Source organism: Modestobacter altitudinis (assembly GCF_005930475.1).
GTDB classification, from domain to species: domain Bacteria; phylum Actinomycetota; class Actinomycetes; order Mycobacteriales; family Geodermatophilaceae; genus Modestobacter; species Modestobacter altitudinis.
Genome location: NZ_SJEW01000010.1, coordinates 39138 through 55000, shown reverse-complemented (window position 1 = coordinate 55000; position 15863 = coordinate 39138). Strand labels below are relative to the sequence as shown.

The following is a 15863-nucleotide window of genomic DNA, read 5'->3' as shown; positions in this document are numbered from 1 at the left end:
CGCCGTGTTCACCGTGCTGACGTCCGGCAAGGCCGCGCCTGGCGTGACGACATCGACCTGGGCCCTGGCTCTCGCGTGGACCCGACCTCTCCTGGTCGCGGACTGCGACCCAGCCGGCGGGGACATGGCACCCGGGCTGCTCGCGGGCCGGGTCACCGTCGACCGCGGACTGCTGTCCTGGTCGACCGCCGCCCGCCGGGACCTGTCGGTGGATGCGGCTTCCACGCTGCTCAGCGACCACGCAGTGAGAGTTCCCGAGCAGGCTGACCTGTCGCTGATCCCTGGTTTCGCCAACGGCGTGCAGGGCGCTTCATTCGCGACTGAGGCGTGGGAACGACTTGCCCGGTCGCTGGCCGCGACTGCGGCGACGACCGAGCGCGACGTGCTGGTTGACACAGGCCGGTTGGGAAGCGACCGCGGCGGCTGGCCTGTGCTGCGAGCGGCCGACCGAGTCCTGCTGGTCGTGCGCCCGAGCGTCCGGTCGGTGCACGCGACGCAAGACGCTGCCCAACGGCTGCGTCAGCAGCTCGGGGACCTGTCCACCGTGTCGGCCCTGGTGGTGGGACGCGGGCCGTACTCAGCGAGCGAAGTGGCCGGCGCCTTGCAACTGCCTCTCGTCGGCGTGCTACCCGACGACCCGACCACCGCGTCCTTCCTTTCCGACGGAGGATCCGTGAGCGCGCGGACTCTGAGGCGGTCCTCACTGTTGCGAGCGACGGCGAGCCTCGCCGCACAACTGGCCGTCACAGCAGGGTCCGCGGGCGAGCGCGCGGCGGTCGCCGGGTGACGATCGAAGAGACGTGGACCGCGATGCCGTCCGCACCACCGCCCGTCTCGCGAGCTCGCGGACAGAAGGCGGTCGCCTCGGCACAGAGTGACCGCGAGGTGCTCACCGAGGTCGAGTACCGCGTGGTCGCCGAGCTGCGCGACCGGGTGTCGACCCGGCTGACCGCCGAAGACAGGAACTACGCAGCTGGTCCCCGCAGGGAGCTGACGAAGAGCCTGATCCGCGACGAGTACGACCAGTGGCTGCTGCACGAGGCACACCGCGGGCGGACGGCGCCGGCTGTGAGCACGGAGGACGGGATCTTCGCCGCAGTCCTGGCAGAACTCGACGGACTGGGCCGGCTCGCGCCCCTGCTGGCTCGCAGCGACGTGGAGGACATCCACTTCGAGGGGTGCGACCCGACCATGCTGCGCAGGGTCGATGGACAACTCGTAGCTGGGCCACCCATCGCGTCCAGCGATGAGGAACTGGCACAGCTGCTGCGGTCCATCGCCTCGCGCTCGGACGGCGGGCAGACCAGCCGGGAGTTCTCCTCCGCAAGCCCGATCCTCAACGTCCGGCTGCAAGGCGTCACCGAACTGGGCGCGCGCCTGCAAGCGGCCATGGACGTCCTGCCCCGACCGGCGGGCGTCATCCGTGTGCACCGTTTCAGCGACCCGAGCCTCGACGACCTCCAGCGACTGGGCATGGTCGACTCCCCGGTGCGGGCCTTCCTGCAGGCGGCGATCGAAGCGGGCGTGTCGCCCCTCGTGACCGGGGCGCCTGGTGTCGGGAAGACGACACTGCTGCGGGCGCTCGGCAATGCGATCCCCTGGAACAACGTCGTCGTCACGGTGGAGGACGAGCGCGAGCTCGGCCTGCACCTGCCACGGTGGGACGCCGACCGCCGAGAACTGGTCCGACGGCACGCCGTGTGCCGGCCGTTCGAATCGCGCCTGCCCAACGCCGAAGGTCGCGGCGGGTTCGACATGGGCGATGCGTTGCACCTGGCGCTGCGAGCCTCACCGACGTGGGTGCTGGTCGGTGAGGTCCGCGGTGCCTACGTCACCTCGCTGCTGGAGGCCGCGACGAGCGGCATCGCCTCGGTCATGTGCACCATCCACTCGCCGTCGGCGGACGGCGTGTTCGACAAGGTCCTCATCAACGCGCTGAAGGCACATCCGACACCGTCGACCGAGCTGGTCCTGAGGTCGCTGGCTGCCCTCGGCCTGGTCGTGCACGTGCACCGCGACCGCGCGTACTCCCGCTTCGTCTCCGGCATCTACGAGCTCGGTGCCGTCGGCGACTCCGGTCGACCGGACCTCGTGCCCGTCTTCGCCCCTCGGCCCGGGGACGGGCGCGCGAGGGCTCGGGGCGCCGGGATGCTCAGCGACGCACTGGCCGAGCGGTTGACCGCGGCCGGGTTCGACGTCAATTGGCTGCATCCCGACGCTTCCGACTGGCCGACTGCACCTCGTGACCACGGGCTTGCCTCGTGACGGCCGGGACGCTCCTGCTGACTCTCTCCGGGGTCGTCACCACGGCGGGACTGGTTGGGATTGCTGTCGCCGTCCGCGGTGGCAACGTCCTGCCGTCGACGCGGTCTGCGACGCGGCGATCAGGTGGCTGGCGGCTCACCAAGCTGCACCTCGGTGCGTGCGCTGCTGGCGTGCTGGTCCTGCTGGTCAGCGGCTGGCCTGTCGCGGCGCTGGCTGCCGTCGGCGCCACGATCTTCTTGCCGAAGGTGTTCGGTGGGACCAAGGCGTCCAGACAAGCGATCGCCACCTCCGACGCACTGTCGGACTGGACCCGACGGCTCGCCGATCTGATCAGCTCTGGGGCTGCTGGCTCGACGCGTGAAGCGCTGCGCCGCTCGCTCAACTCGGCGCCCACGGCGATCCGCCCAGCCGTCACCGACCTCGTGACCCGCATGGTGCCCCAGGGGGTGGAGCCGGCGTTGCGTCAGTTCGCACGGGACGTCGACGACCCGGCCGCCGACAAGATCGCCATGGTGCTCATCCTCCGCGAGCGCAATGGCGGTCCAGGACTGGCCGAGGTGCTCACCGCGTTGGCCGCGGACCTGGACGAACGCTCCCGCATGCTCCGTGAGGTCGAGGCGGAACGAGCCAAACCGCGGTCGAACATGCGGACCATCGTGGTCACCACCCTGATCCTGGTCGTCGGGATGGTGCTCTTCGCCCAGACCTTCCTGTCGGGCTACTCGACGGCCGTCGGGCAGGTGGCACTGCTGGCTGACTTCGCGCTCTTCGGGACGGCCCTGCGGTGGATGCGCCGCCTGTCCGACCCCCCGACGTCACCGCGCGTGCTCGTGGACCCGGCGCAGGCAAGTGGTGCACGGTGACCGGGCTGCAGCTGGCCACCCTCGGCGGGATGCTCATGGCGCTCGGGCTGGTCCTCGGCGTCCGGGCTGTCCGACCCGCGCCCCCAGCGCTGGCTGCCGCGCTCGAGCAGCTCTCGGGAGTTCCGAGAGAGCGGCCAGCGATCGTGACAACCGACACCACAGTGCGTGGACCAGCTCAGGGGTGGGACCGACTGCCGACCACGGTGGCGCGCTTCTTCGAAAAACACGTCGGCGTCCCAGCTGCAGACCTGGCCATCATCGGTCGAACTCCGTCAGACCTGGCCGCGCGCAAGTTGACTCTGGCCCTGTGCGGGCTCTTCGCCCCCGCATCCATCGGGCTGGTCCTGGCGGTGGTCGGCGTCCCGTTCCCGTTCGTCATACCGACCGTTGTGGGCGTGGCGCTCGCAGCCGTCGGATGGCTGCTCCCCTCGGCCGAGGCGCGAGAGACGGCCAGGGGCGCGCGGGTCGAGTTCCGCAGCAATCTCGAGTCCTTCCTGACCTTGGTCGCCGGCGAGCGGCGTGCTCGAGGATCGGTGGAGCAGGCGCTCGAGGAGGCGGCGGAAGTCTCGGGTAGCGCACCGTTCATCCGCATCCACCGTGCCATCCGGCGCGCCGCGCTGTCCGGCCGAAAGCCGTGGGCCGACCTCCGGGCCCTCGGTGACGAACTGGACGTCGCCGAGCTGCGCAACCTGGCCGACATCGCGGCGGTCGCTGCCGACGGAGCGTCCGTCTACAACACCCTGCTGGCCAGCGCCCGCACATTGCGGCATGCCGAGTTGTCCGACGCCCGTCGGCAGGCCAACGAGGTGAGCGAGCGCATGTCTCGCCCGCTGGCCCTCCTGGTCACCGGACTGACCCTGTTCGTGCTCGTTCCCTTCCTGCTCCGCATGTTCGCTGTCACCTCATGAACCCACCGTTGATCGAGAGGTCCTTCATGTCCACGTCGTCCCTGTTCGACCGCGGCGCACGAGTCGTCGCGACGATGTCCGCTGCGCTGTTCGCGACGGCGATCTTCCTGCTGGGCTGGCTGCGGGCCGAGCACGTCACCGACGATCGAGGTTCGGACTCTTCCGAAAAGGCCTTCATGGTCATCCTGGCCATCGCGCTCGGCGGCGCGGTCTCCGCGGCGGCGGTGGCCTTCGTGGCCAGCAAGACGGCACTGTTCAAGTAGAGCGTCGGCGCCCGGGTGCAGGTCTTCCACATGTCCCACCGGTCGGTTGCTCCGGGCGTCACCCGAGTGATGCGGCCAGGAACCGCCCTGTCCGGCGGCGGTCAAGGCGAGCGTGGCTCGTCGAGCGTGGAGTGGGCGGTCCTGTTCCCCGTGATTGTGATGCTGCTCTTCGCCGGGCCGCAGTTGGCGTTGTGGTACTTCGCCCGGGAAGCGGCCGACGCCGCGGCCCAGGCGGGCGCACGCGCTGCCAGCGTGCTGGCGGCGGCCGACGGAGTGGGGCAGCAAGCGGCAGAGGACTACTTGGCTCAGCTGGGCACCGGGGCCATCACCAGCTACTCGGTCGACGAGGCGAGGACGGCTACCAGCGTCTCGGTGCGGGTGACGGCGGACGTGCCCAACGTGATCCCGCTTCCCGGATTCGATCCGTCCGTGGACGTCACCGTCGTGCGCGGGCAGGAACGCTTCACCACGGCGGACTCGCCATGAGACGCGGGCTGCCGCGGCGATCGGCGCTCATGCGGTGGTGGCGGGACGACCGCGGCTCCGACTCCGTGGAACTGGCGATCCTGCTTCCGGTCGCGGTCCTCGTCATCGCGATGCTGGTGATCGGCGCCCGCATCGCGCTGGTGGGCAGCAGCATCAGCGGCGTCGCAGGGATCGCGGCTCGGGATGCGTCGCTCGCCCGGTCCAGTGCTGCCGCGCAGCAGGTGGCGACCGCGTCCGCGACCGATGCGCTGGCGAGTCGGCACATGCACTGCGCCGACATCCAGGTCGCCGTGGACGTCTCGGGGTTCCTCAGTGCGCCGGGCACCGCTGCGGCGGTCACCGTGAACGTGACGTGCACCGTCGACCTGTCGGATGTCGGCGTGCCTGGGCTGCCGGGCTCGCGGACGCTCCGCGACAGCGCCACGAGTCCGCTCGACCCGGCACGGGACGTGTCGTGAAGGGCATCGCGAGTACTCACGCTGTCCGCCATGACGAGCGCGGATCCGTGGCCGTGCTGTTCTGCTTCATCGTGCTCATCGCCGGTCTGCTGGTCACGGCGCTGGTGGACGCAGGTACCGCCATCCAAGCGGGCAACCGCGCCGACACCTACTCGGCCGAAGCGGCCCGCGCGGCCAGCATCGCGGTTGGTCCAGTGCCCGCCGGTGGAGTCGAGGACGTGCGTCTGGCGACCGCCGCGGCCGGGTCCTACCTGGTCGAGGCCGGGGCGACGGGGCAGGTCAGCGTCCTCGGGCCAGGCGTCGTCCAGGTGAGCGTCACCGTCAGCGCCTCTACCCCGCTGTTGGGGTTCGTGGTCCGACAGACGAGAACGCACACCGCCCAGCTGCAGGTCGGGGTCACTCATGGGGAAGGGGTCTCGTGATGCAGGCAGCGCGGCTGCTCAAAGCCGTGGCGGCGTTCATGGTGCTCGCCGCGGTCATCGTCGGCGTGCCGGTGCTGCTGGGTCTGCTGCACCTGGTGCCGCACGGCTTGCCGGCGTTCGACGACGTCGTCGTTCTTCTGAGGAGCCGAGACGACGGGCAGTTGATCCAGGTCGTCCTAGCGGCGGGAGCTTGGGTGTGCTGGTTGCTCTTCACCGCTTCGACTGCGGCGGAGGTCTACTCGCTCGCACGGGCACGACCCGCGCTCGCTCTTCCGGGCCTGAGGCTCTTCCAGCAGCCGGCGGCTGCATTGCTGGCAGCAGTGGCGGTCGGGTTGACGGTCGCCCCAGTGGTTTCGGGAAACTCCGGGCCCGCGTCCACGCGGCCGCCGCTGCCAGTGGCGGTCTCGTCCGGGCTCCCGCTGACGCAGTCAGGAACGGAGGTGACGGCAGCGGGCCTCCAGACAGCGTCCGCGTCCTCCACTCCGGACGAGCCACTTCCAGCGCCGATCGTCTACGAAGTTGGTCGGCGAGACACCCTGTGGGCGCTTGCCCAGCGCTACCTCGGTGACCCGCTCCGTTATCCGGAGATCCTGAAGCTCAATCCGACTGCCGTGGGCCCGGACAACGAGATCGTCGTTGGCACCGCTTTGGTTCTACCGCCCGATGCAACCGGGTTGCCTACTTCCCGAGCAACCGGTTCTCCTGAACCGGCTGCGGTGGAGATGGTCACCGTCCAACCGGGGGACACCCTGTGGAGCATCGCCGAGGACGTCAGCGGCGACGGAGAGAACTGGCGGGAGGTCTGGCAGGCGAACAGGGGACGAGGCGAGCCGGACGGGGCGGTCTTCACCGACCCCGCGCTCATCCGGCCGGGCTGGGAGCTGAGCATCCCGGCGACGGAGGGACCTGCGCTGCCTCCTATACAGGCAACTGACCCTTTGCCTGACCATCAACCAGACGGCCCTCCGGCAGGCCCGGCACTCCCGCCACCAGACGTCGAGCCTGCAACGACCTCGCCGGCTCCCGCCCCGGCATCCACGTCAGCCGGGGAAGTCAGCACCGGGCCGTCATCCACTGACGCGCGAAGCTCGACAGAGCAAGCATCGGACTCCGCGCTGGGTCTCTACGTCGGCGGTGGCACCCTGCTGGCAGGGGTGTCCTTGGCAGCTTTGACGCGCTACCGACGACGACAGTTCCGACACCGGCGCCCTGGTCGCTTGATCGCCAGCACCCCGCCTGAGCTGGTGCGGGTAGAGCGGGCACTGCAGTCGGCCGGCAGCGCCGACGTCACGTGGCTGGACCAGGCCCTGCGCAGCCTGGTGCACGCCCTGGCCAACGCGGAGGGCGCTCGGCTGCCCGATGTGGTCGCGGTCTGCATGACCGACGACGTCCTGACCCTCGTTCTGACCAGCTCGGTGTCGCCAGTCCCGGCACCGTGGACGGTCGATGAGGCAGGCACCCGGTGGTCAGTGCGGCGAGGTGACCCGCTGCCGTACGACGAGCTCGATCGATCCCGCTTCTTCGCCCCGTACCCAGCGCTCGCCTCGGTCGGCTCCACAGCGGAGGGGGAACACTGGCTTCTCGACCTCGAACGGATCGGGGCGATGTCCGTCGCCGGCGACGCCGAGCGTGGCCTCGACCTGGTCCGTTTCCTGGCTGCTGAGCTCGCGCACAACACCTGGTCCGAGATGCTGCACGTGACGATGGTCGGGTTCGGCGGGGAGCTGGCCGAGCTGAATCCAGATCGGTTGACCTACACGGAAGACGTCGGCGCGGCCGTCGCGGCAGCGAGCGGAAGGCTCGAATCAGTGACGCAGGCACTGCGGTTCGCCGACACCGATGTGCTTGAGGGACGTCTGCATGATGTCGATGCGGACTCCTGGTCACCGCACGTCCTGCTCGTCACGCCGGATGTTGCCGCGGACGGCGACGAGCTCAAGCAGCTGCTCACCGCGCTCAAGAAGGAGTCGTTTCGACGCGCACTGGCGGTGGTCATCGTCAGCGGGCTCGACTCAGGCGCCGACCTCGGCAACGACGTCCTATGGCAGCTGTCGATCGACGACAGGGGGTTGCTCCACGTCCCAGCGCTCAAGCTCGAACTTCGTCCACACCAACTCCCGGTTGAGGAAGCGGCAGAGTTGGCTCAAGTACTGGCGCTGGCCGCCGTCACCGTCGATGTCCCGATCCCGCTTGCCCATGGGACAGCGAGCTGGGATGGCTCCTCCGATGCCTGCGGAGGCCTGCGAACCGATCGACTCGGCCAGTCGACCGGTCCACTGGCCTACCACGACGCGTTGGACGACGAGCCGATGCATCGGCTGGGCGACGACCGCACAAGGTCCCTTGATTCAGTTCTGCCTCTACCCGACCAGTCATATCTCGACCACGCCGCGACCACCGAGCTCGACCTAAAGGCAGTTGCGCCCGGCACGAACGAGGCTGTCCGACGCCAGGTCGAAGACGCCGATGCCGACCTCGACCGTGACCTCGCGGACTGGGCGGACCCATCCTCGCCGAGGCCCAAGCTGACCTTGCTCGGTCCGGTCGAGGTTCGAGCGCAGGGCTCACTGCCGGCGCGCAATCCGCGGCGGCAATTCCACACCGAGATCGTTGCCTACCTGGCGACTCGACCAGGCGGAGTGACCAGCGAGCGCTACTCCACCGCGATCTGGCCGGACGAACCAGACGTGGTCGGGAAGACGAAGGTGCGCCAAGCCATCTCTGTCGTGAGGGCGTGGCTGGGCACCGATCCGGTGACAGGCGCTGACTACCTGCCCTCCGGGCTGAGTGCCGCGGCGGCCGGGCGCTACAGGATCAACGGGATCCTCATCGACGCAGAGTTGTTCCGTCGGCTCCGCGTCCGCGGCCACGCTCGGGGAGTCGACGGTGTCGCTGACCTGAGCGCGGCACTCGAACTGGTCAGCGGCCGTCCGTTCGACGTGCCTCCGCCTCGTCGCGGAGCGGCCGGCGGCTACACGTGGTTGGTGGACGGAGGATCCCGGCTCGACCACGAGTACGCCGCCATGATCGTCGACGTCGCGCACACCGTCGCCACGCACTATCTGGGCGCCGGTCAGCCAGAGCTGGCCGCGGCCGCCGCCCAGGTGGCACTACGGGCCGGCAGCTTCGAGGACGTCCCGCTCCTTGATCTAGTCGCAGCCAGTGATGCGCAGGGCAACAAGGCTGAGGCCGACGCCTACGTCAGCCGGATCTTGGCCAACCACGACGCCGACGTCGAGGAGGATCTACCGCCCAGAACGGCGGAGATTCTTTTCCGACGACAGTGGCCGAGCGGAAGCGGTTGATCATCAGCGGCCAGCGTTAGACGCCGAGCGTGCCGCCGCCGCAGCTCCAACAATTGGAGCTGGAACATCGCCGCCCAGTTCGACAGCCCACGCGGCAACGTGAGGTGACGGACCCACAGGTCGACATGATGGCGCTCGGCTGCAAGAGGGTGCACCGCGAGCTTCGCGCACCAGGTCGACCACGCCTCGAGGTCGCGGCGGTAGGCGGTGGGGGAGTTCTTGGGTAGCCGACCAGTCACGCGGCCGCGAGGCGCAGGAACGGGTCATCGGTAGCGGACCCGGGCAGCCGATCCAGTGGTGCGGCCCTGACCGTCGGCACGGGCGCCGCGGTCGACGCAGAGAGGGCCACCAAGCTCACCGCAGCGATGCTAGCCGCGGGGTGACAACCCCACCCGCTCGCGGCAGTAACGACCGGCATTGCCTTCAGCCGGGATGGCTCAGGCGCTGGCAGGCTTCCACTCAGAACGTCGCAGTAAACGCAGGCCGTTGAGGGCGACCAGGATCGTGGATCCCTCGTGACCCGCGACGCCGAGGGGAAGGGGCAGGTGCCCAACGAGGTCCCAGATGACCAGGGTGGTGATGACGACGGCGGCGATGACCAGGTTCTGGACGATGAGGCGGCGGGCGCGGTGGGACAGGCGGATGACCGCGCTCAGGGTTCCAAGGTCGTCGCGGACGATGACGGCATCAGCGCTGGTGAGCGCGAGGTCTGAACCAACGCCACCCATGGCCACGCCCACGTCGGCCGCGGCCAGCGCGGGTGCGTCGTTGATCCCGTCGCCGACGAGGAGAACGCGACGGCCATCGCGTTGGAGCTCGTGGACCGCACTCACCTTGTCCTCTGGCAGCAGACCGGCGCGCACATCGGTGAGGCCGACGTCGGCAGCCAGGGCAGCCGCGGCGCGAGGGTTGTCCCCGGTCAGTAGCACCGGCTCGTGATTCGTGCTGGCCCAAAGGGCCGCGATCGCGGGCGCGGCCTCGCTGCGGATCCGATCGGCCAAGGCCAGGACCCCGACCGGGCGGCCGTTGAGGCTGACGACGACCGCGGTGCGGCCAAGGCTCTGCTCGCCGTCGACCATGGCCACGATCGCCACATGCTCAGAGGCCACCGCCGCGGTGGGGGAGCTGATCTCCACCTTCCAGCCGGCCACGGTCGCGCTGACCCCACGGCCGACGTCGGCGCGGAAGTCCTGCACTGGCAGCAGTTGGGTGCCTCGGGCTCGGGCTGCGGCGACGATGGCCCGGCCGATCGGATGCTCGCTGGGCGCCTCGGCGGCAGCCGCCAACGCGAGCAGGTCGTCCTCTCCGCAGGGGCCTTCGGGCAGCGCCCGGACGGCGACAACCGTGGGTTTTCCGTGGGTGAGGGTGCCGGTCTTGTCGAGGGCCACGATGGTGGCGGTGCCCAGGCGCTCCATGACGACTGCGGACTTGACGAGGACCCCGTGGCGACTGGCATTCGCGATTGCCGACAGCAGGGGCGGCATCGTGGCGAGCACGACGGCACAGGGTGAGGCGACGATCATGAAAGTCATTGCCCGCAGCAGCGCGCTCTGCAGGCTTTCCCCGACGAGTAACGGGATGACGAAGACCGCGACGGTGGCTACGACGACACCGACGGAGTAGCGCTGCTCGACCTTCTCGATAAACAGCTGGGTGCGGGCCTTAGTAGCCGACGCCTCTTCAACCATGGTCACGATCCGAGCCACCACGCTGTCGCGAGCGGCCCGGACGACCTCAAGGGTCAGAACCCCCGTGCCGTTGGCGGTGCCGGCGAAGACCTCGTCACCTGATGCCTTGTCCACGGGCAGGGGCTCTCCGGTGATCGACGCTTGATCCACCTCCGATGCGCCCTCCACCACATGTCCGTCGGCAGGAATGCGCTCCCCGGGGCGCACCAAGACCCGGTCACCAATCTGCAGGTCCGCGGCGGCCACCTGGCGCTCGGTGCCGTCGTCCAGCAGCGTGGCCTGCTCCGGAGCGAGGTCGCTCAGGCCTCGGACGGCATCGGCGGTGCGACGGGTGGCGAATGCCTCTAGTGCCCCGGACGTGGCGAAGATGACGATGAGCAGCGCGCCGTCGAGGACCTGGCCGATGGCTGCCGCGCCGATCGCGGCCACGATCATCAGCAGGTCCACGTCGAGGGCCTTGTCCCGCAACACCTGCAGCCCCGCCCAGGCCGGCTCCCAGCCGCCAACGGCATAGCACGCAAGGTAGAGCGTCCAGTAGAGCGGCGCCGGTGCGCCACCTATCTGCGCCAGTCCACCGAGGACAAACAGGGCCAGAGCACCCGCTGCCCACCGGACCTCCGGCAGGGACCAGAGCACTGACCGGCGCTTGGGTGCACGCATCGGCGTCGCACTGGGCAGAGAAGTCGTCGCCGTCGTCACTGGAGCCACAGTACCTTCGCAGATGCGAAGGTGCGCTATCAGAGCGGTTGGTCAGTAGGGTGGAGCCGTGCACGGTGGAATCGATGGCTTCGACATGCCCGCGGTGGACGACGTCCGACGGGCCGCCGACGCGCTGCGGATGCTGGCTGATCCCACGCGACTGAACATCCTGTGGGCCCTCATGCAGGGGGAGACCTCGGTTGCCTGCTTGGCCGACCTGGCGAGCACGTCGCCCACTGCGGTCAGTCAACACCTTTCGAAGCTCCGCTTGGCCGGCCTGGTGACCAACCGGCGCGAGGGAAACTTCATCTACTACGCCTTGGCAGACCACCACATCGGCGAGCTGGTTCGCCAAGCTCTGTCGCACGCCGACCACCGGGTCGGTCGAACGGCACCGAGTGACAGCGGGGATTCGGCTCACAGCACGGCGCCGGCCAACGCCGCCAATCAGAGCTGACGTAACACCCCCGCGGGCGCACGAGCGCCAGTGATCCCACCGGGCTGCCAGAACCCTTAGAACGCCGCCGACGCGGCGCCCGCGGCAAAAGAAACATCGGTTGACTGCCGCCAGTGATGGGTGGCAAGTCGGTCGATGCCCAGGCGTTCAGTCATGGCCACGAGCAGGGGTCGGTGCCTCCGAGGCCTGAGCCGGCGTGCTGCCCGCTCGGCGTCTCCGGCGGCGGCAATAGCGTGAACGTCATGTGGACCCCGGAGCCCGACGGGCAGTTGAAGGACGAGCTGACAGCAGCGCTTGCCCAACCGGGTGCCTCGTGGGTGTCGCCTCCGCGACCGGTCGCGCTGACCACGGAGGACAAGGCAACGGGCTGGCTCTGGGGGCGGCTGCAGACAACCGAGGGCGCATGGCTTGGGCTGGCCACGATCTTTCGCGGGCGCTTCTTCGACGGCGCCGAGCTGGCCTGGCATTTGGCTGGCGACCTGCGAACGCTGGATTGAGCGGCCGTCTGGCACATCAGTGTTTTCCACAGCTGTGGATGGGCGGTGCCCGGTGGTCCTCAGTGCTTGAGGCAGCGATCCAGATGCCCATGCAGGGCGGAGGGCACCGGCAGAGCGACCAGGCCATGGACGCGGGAGGAGAGCCAACCCAGCCGGCTTGGCGGCGCGGAAATGTGAGGTCGAGCGAAGCGACCGCTTCTCGGGCGGGGCCCTTGATCAGTCTGTCGATGACTTGGGCATCAGTCGTCGAGGTCGTCGGGTCCCAGATCATGCCGAACCCGTACGAACCGCAGCGGGTGTCTGAAAGCGCCGGCTTGCAGGCCGGTGTCCGCGGACACCTCGATGATCACGGTGGGGTCGACGCGGGTGAGGGGGACCCGGTCTCGGCCGCCGCCGAAGCGTCCGGAACCGATCATGGTCGGCCATGGATGCTCTGCGCCCGCCTCACTCAGCAGCGGCGCCAGCTGAGCGGCTTGCACCGAGCTGAGCACCGTGGACCGGCCGACCATCACCAGTTCTCCTGCCTGCACCCGCCCGGCCACGACTTGCCGCGGCGCTTTTAGGGTGCCGATGACCCCACCGACGATGACCTCGGTGGTCTCCCGCGACTTCACCTTGACCCAGTTCCGTCGCCCGCCGGCGTACCGGCCGGCGGCACCCTTGACCACTAGGCCCTCGACGCCGGCGGGCCGGTAGGCGATGAACCAGCCGCGGGCCTCCTCCCGGTCGGAGGTGACCGGGGACAGCTGCAGTGGCGGCATCCAGGGAGTGACGTGCTCGAGCTGCTTGCGCCGCTCGGTCAGAGGCAGTGCGCGCAGGTCTTCACCTCCGGCGGCCAACAGGTCGAAGGCGACATAGGAGGCGGGGTGGGCGGCCACCAACGCAGCGACCTTGCTCGGGGAGGTGACCATGCGTTGCTGCAACAGGTCGAAGTCCAGGCGGGACCCGTTCCAGATGACTACTTCTCCGTCGACCACGGCACCGGCTGGCAGGTGCTCGCGCGCGGCCGCGGCGATGTCGGGGAACCGGGCGCTGAGGTCCTTGCCCTGCTTGGACCACAGCCGCACCGCCTGCTTGGAACGGACGATGACCAGTCGGTAGCCGTCCCACTTGGGCTCGTACAGGCAGCCGCCGGGGAGCGCACCCGGATGGGGGATGTCTCGCTCGGCTCGCGCGAGGGCGACGACGACTGGGCCCCGCAGCTGAGAGGGGACCGCCGCCATGCCGCGGACCATCTCCCGCCCGGGCCGACATCGAGAAGCAGATCCGGGCCCCCATGCCTCTGACGAGTGACCGTTGGAAGACGCGGCCGGCTGGTGGGCGACGCCCCCTCGGAGGCGACGTGTGGAGCGTGAGGTGTCACCCCACGGGACCGGTACTTGGGGTGACGGGCACTGGAACGTCTCTGCGAGAAGGGCTGACAGCTTCCTGAACGTCTCCCCGGAGCGTCAACGGCATCGCACTAATGCCGGAGGACGCACACATGTTCAACGACCCCACCATCGTCGGTAGTTGGCCGGCGCTCGCCGCTCGCCTGGACAGCGGCGGGATCCTGACCCGCTGGGCCGCTGCGGAGCCAGCACTCGCGGGGCTCTCCCACGCTTCCGACTTCCTGGAGGCTTGTTCCGAGCGGACCAGCCACGAGCGCAGTGACGCTGTCCTCGCCGCGCTCGTCCGGCTGGCCGCGGCCGACGGTGGACGAGACGACGACGCGCTCCAGCTGCTGCTGCACCTGCTGAGCAGGCTGGTGTGGACGATGGTCCGCCAGCTGGGCGACCTGAGTCCGGACATCGTCGCCGTGGTCGTCGGTGAACTCACCTGTCAGATCCGGCGCTACCCGTGGCAACGCCGGACGCGCGCCGTGGCCGCGAACTTACGAGCCGAGACACGACGCGCAGTGCTCGCCGAGCTGCGCCCGCGGAGCCGGTCGCATCCGGAGTGCGGCGAGGTCCTGACTGCCGACGGCGACATCAATCGCCTGGCCGCGACCGGCGGGCTAGGCGAAGCAGAGGACGTCGACCTCGTCGACCTCCTGCAGTGGGCCGTGCGGTCAGGCGTGGATGCCACCGATCTGGCGTTGCTCACCCGCACGGAGTGCGCTCGCGACAGCGGCCAGCGCGGTGGTGACTCCATCGTCGCGACCGAGCACGGCATCTCGACGCGCACGCTGTACCGGCGTCGGAACCGCACGTTGGTGGCGCTGCGGAGTGTCGCCCTGGAGTACCTGGCGGCGGTGGCGTGAGCACGCAGACATCCACGCCCGCAGAGGCCTCAGGACGCGGGGTCAAGGGGAGTCCTCGCTCGTTGTCCGTCGCCGAGGTCCAGCAAGCCCTTCGTGACCTGCGGGCGCGCGAGACCCGATCCGTCCCGCCAGAGACGAAGCCACCTCGCAGCCCAGACCACGATCCGCGGCCGGCTCCACGGCACCGGGCCGCACCGGCCAAGAGCAGGGCGGAGCGCAGGCGGCGCACGCGCACGAGTGACTGGGGTGACGCCACGGCGGAGCCGCTGAAGCGCCGGGGTGACATCAGGGGTGACAGCGGCGACCGGACGGCCGAATGGATCACTGTCGCGGCTGCTCATGCCGGGGCGGGGGCCTCCACGGTGGCTCTGGCGATCAGCGATGCTGCGGCCGAGACGGGCCACATGACCCACCTGATCGAGGCTGTGCATCCGTTCAGCTCAGGGCTGGTGGCTGCCGCCTCGACGGAGTTGGGCTGCGACGCGGCTGAGGTCTGGCGCCGAGGCCGGCGGGGGCAGGTCACGATCGACCGCCGGGCGACCGACGCAGCAGTCGACGACTGGCCACTCCCGCCCATGGGCGAACGCCTTGGGGTGACGGTCGTCGACCTGGGTCTCGCTGACGGTGATCCGGCGGAGGGCTACACGTGCACCGTCGTGGTGTGTCGGCCCACCGTGCCCGGGACGCGACTCACCGAGCACCTGCTCGATTCACTGACGCAGCAACCGCTGGCGATCGCCGCAATCGGCCCCGCCAAGTGGCCGGGTGAGGTGACCGCCGGCCTCGGCCCGCGACTGCGCGCGCTGCGCAGCGCCGGGCGGGTGATCCCGATGCCGATGGACCGGCGCCTGGCAATCACCGGGCTCACCGCCAGCCCCCTTCCCAAGGCGGTTCGCGCATCCGGCCATTCCCTGCTCCAACTCGCTGCCGGTCCGACGGCGCCAGGCGCGCCGGCGGCACTCGCAGGCCCACTCTCGACTCGAGGAAGCGCTTCTTGATGGTCACCCAACTCACCGACACGCTGGCGGCCGCCGTCTGCCCTGTCGCTCCGCCGGGGGTCCAGGTCTACGCCAACCAGATCCTGTCCTGGGTCAAGTGGGGCGTGCTCGCCATCCTGGGCGTCTGCTTCTTCGCAAGCGTCGGGATGCTCATCTGGGGCCGGGTCACCCACCATCCTCGTGGTGCCCGCCTCGGCATGGACGGCATCCTGATCTGCCTGGTGGGGGCGATCCTCTACGTCGTCGGTTACGTCATCGTCCTGTCGATCGTCGGGACTGGCTGCTGATGGGCGGCCGTCGAGCAATCCGAAC

Annotated in this window: 16 protein-coding genes; 14 read left to right on the top strand and 2 right to left on the bottom strand. The window is 69.6% G+C overall.

Annotated features, from left to right (window positions below; genetic code table 11):
- Nucleotides 1–4 precede the first annotated feature (4 nt).
- The 9 genes from FHL79_RS05975 (at nucleotide 5) to FHL79_RS05935 (ending at nucleotide 8970) form a co-directional block, all read left to right on the top strand.
- A complete protein-coding gene (locus FHL79_RS05975; protein WP_138757702.1) occupies nucleotides 5–787 on the top strand; it encodes a CpaE/TadZ family protein in 783 nt (260 codons plus the stop codon).
- 98 nt (nucleotides 788–885) lie between these two features.
- Nucleotides 886–2265, top strand: a complete 1380-nt coding sequence (locus FHL79_RS05970) for a TadA family conjugal transfer-associated ATPase (RefSeq protein ID WP_246080403.1) — start codon at nucleotides 886–888, stop codon at nucleotides 2263–2265.
- Nucleotides 2266–2435: 170 nt separating this feature from the next.
- Nucleotides 2436–3128, top strand: a complete 693-nt coding sequence (locus FHL79_RS05965; protein WP_246080401.1) for a type II secretion system F family protein — start codon at nucleotides 2436–2438, stop codon at nucleotides 3126–3128.
- Entirely contained in the window at nucleotides 3125–4036 is a 912-nt protein-coding gene (locus tag FHL79_RS05960) for a type II secretion system F family protein (protein ID WP_138757700.1), read from the top strand. The genes FHL79_RS05965 and FHL79_RS05960 overlap by 4 nt, the downstream gene beginning before the upstream one ends.
- 26 nt (nucleotides 4037–4062) lie before the next feature.
- Nucleotides 4063–4299, top strand: coding sequence for a hypothetical protein (locus tag FHL79_RS05955; protein WP_138757699.1), 237 nt, complete (start codon nucleotides 4063–4065; stop codon nucleotides 4297–4299).
- A 15-nt stretch (nucleotides 4300–4314) separates the two neighbouring features.
- Nucleotides 4315–4785, top strand: coding sequence for a TadE/TadG family type IV pilus assembly protein (locus tag FHL79_RS05950; protein WP_246080399.1), 471 nt, complete (start codon nucleotides 4315–4317; stop codon nucleotides 4783–4785).
- The gene (locus FHL79_RS05945) at nucleotides 4782–5243 is read left to right on the top strand and encodes a TadE/TadG family type IV pilus assembly protein (RefSeq protein ID WP_138757698.1); all 462 of its coding nucleotides are present in this window, start codon (nucleotides 4782–4784) and stop codon (nucleotides 5241–5243) included. Before FHL79_RS05950 ends, FHL79_RS05945 begins: the two co-directional genes overlap by 4 nt.
- Nucleotides 5240–5665 carry a hypothetical protein gene (locus FHL79_RS05940; RefSeq protein WP_138757697.1) on the top strand — a complete coding sequence of 142 codons (426 nt, stop codon included), beginning with the start codon at nucleotides 5240–5242 and terminating at the stop codon, nucleotides 5663–5665. The genes FHL79_RS05945 and FHL79_RS05940 overlap by 4 nt, the downstream gene beginning before the upstream one ends.
- Complete coding sequence (locus FHL79_RS05935) at nucleotides 5665–8970, top strand: AfsR/SARP family transcriptional regulator (protein WP_138757696.1); 3306 nt, start codon at nucleotides 5665–5667, stop codon at nucleotides 8968–8970. The genes FHL79_RS05940 and FHL79_RS05935 overlap by 1 nt, the downstream gene beginning before the upstream one ends.
- Before the next feature lie 437 nt (nucleotides 8971–9407).
- Here FHL79_RS05935 and FHL79_RS05930 read toward each other — a convergent pair whose 3' ends face one another.
- Nucleotides 9408–11357, bottom strand: a complete 1950-nt coding sequence (locus tag FHL79_RS05930) for a heavy metal translocating P-type ATPase (RefSeq protein ID WP_281283853.1) — start codon at nucleotides 11355–11357, stop codon at nucleotides 9408–9410.
- Between the two features lie 67 nt (nucleotides 11358–11424).
- On the opposite strand from FHL79_RS05930, the gene FHL79_RS05925 reads away from it, so the two are divergent.
- Nucleotides 11425–11814: an ArsR/SmtB family transcription factor gene (locus FHL79_RS05925; protein WP_218938338.1), complete on the top strand. Its 390-nt coding sequence runs from the start codon at nucleotides 11425–11427 to the stop codon at nucleotides 11812–11814.
- Between the two features lie 242 nt (nucleotides 11815–12056).
- The gene (locus FHL79_RS05920; RefSeq protein WP_138757695.1) at nucleotides 12057–12311 is read left to right on the top strand and encodes a hypothetical protein; all 255 of its coding nucleotides are present in this window, start codon (nucleotides 12057–12059) and stop codon (nucleotides 12309–12311) included.
- Nucleotides 12312–12550: 239 nt separating this feature from the next.
- Here FHL79_RS05920 and FHL79_RS05915 read toward each other — a convergent pair whose 3' ends face one another.
- The gene (locus tag FHL79_RS05915; protein WP_246080397.1) at nucleotides 12551–13534 is read right to left on the bottom strand and encodes an ATP-dependent DNA ligase; all 984 of its coding nucleotides are present in this window, start codon (nucleotides 13532–13534) and stop codon (nucleotides 12551–12553) included.
- 260 nt (nucleotides 13535–13794) lie between these two features.
- Here FHL79_RS05915 and FHL79_RS05910 point away from each other — a divergent pair, with 260 nt between their 5' ends.
- From FHL79_RS05910 to FHL79_RS05900, 3 genes are all read left to right on the top strand, one after another.
- Nucleotides 13795–14553 (top strand): hypothetical protein, encoded by a 759-nt coding sequence (locus FHL79_RS05910; RefSeq protein WP_138757693.1) that lies wholly within the window; start codon nucleotides 13795–13797, stop codon nucleotides 14551–14553.
- A 362-nt stretch (nucleotides 14554–14915) separates the two neighbouring features.
- Nucleotides 14916–15551: a hypothetical protein gene (locus tag FHL79_RS05905; protein WP_138757692.1), complete on the top strand. Its 636-nt coding sequence runs from the start codon at nucleotides 14916–14918 to the stop codon at nucleotides 15549–15551.
- Nucleotides 15551–15838 carry a hypothetical protein gene (locus tag FHL79_RS05900; protein ID WP_138757691.1) on the top strand — a complete coding sequence of 96 codons (288 nt, stop codon included), beginning with the start codon at nucleotides 15551–15553 and terminating at the stop codon, nucleotides 15836–15838. Before FHL79_RS05905 ends, FHL79_RS05900 begins: the two co-directional genes overlap by 1 nt.
- Nucleotides 15839–15863 lie beyond the last annotated feature (25 nt).

What these genes read in the sequence shown, in the direction of transcription:
- FHL79_RS05955 (WP_138757699.1), top strand. Translation starts at nt 4,063, where the DNA reads ATGTCCACGTCGTCCCTGTTCGACCGCGGCGCACGAGTCGTCGCGACG.
- FHL79_RS05945 (WP_138757698.1), top strand. Translation starts at nt 4,782, where the DNA reads ATGAGACGCGGGCTGCCGCGGCGATCGGCGCTCATGCGGTGGTGGCGG.
- FHL79_RS05935 (WP_138757696.1), top strand. Translation starts at nt 5,665, where the DNA reads ATGCAGGCAGCGCGGCTGCTCAAAGCCGTGGCGGCGTTCATGGTGCTC.
- FHL79_RS05920 (WP_138757695.1), top strand. Translation starts at nt 12,057, where the DNA reads ATGTGGACCCCGGAGCCCGACGGGCAGTTGAAGGACGAGCTGACAGCA.
- FHL79_RS05915 (WP_246080397.1), bottom strand. Translation starts at nt 13,534, where the DNA reads ATGGCGGCGGTCCCCTCTCAGCTGCGGGGCCCAGTCGTCGTCGCCCTC.
- FHL79_RS05910 (WP_138757693.1), top strand. Translation starts at nt 13,795, where the DNA reads ATGTTCAACGACCCCACCATCGTCGGTAGTTGGCCGGCGCTCGCCGCT.
- FHL79_RS05900 (WP_138757691.1), top strand. Translation starts at nt 15,551, where the DNA reads ATGGTCACCCAACTCACCGACACGCTGGCGGCCGCCGTCTGCCCTGTC.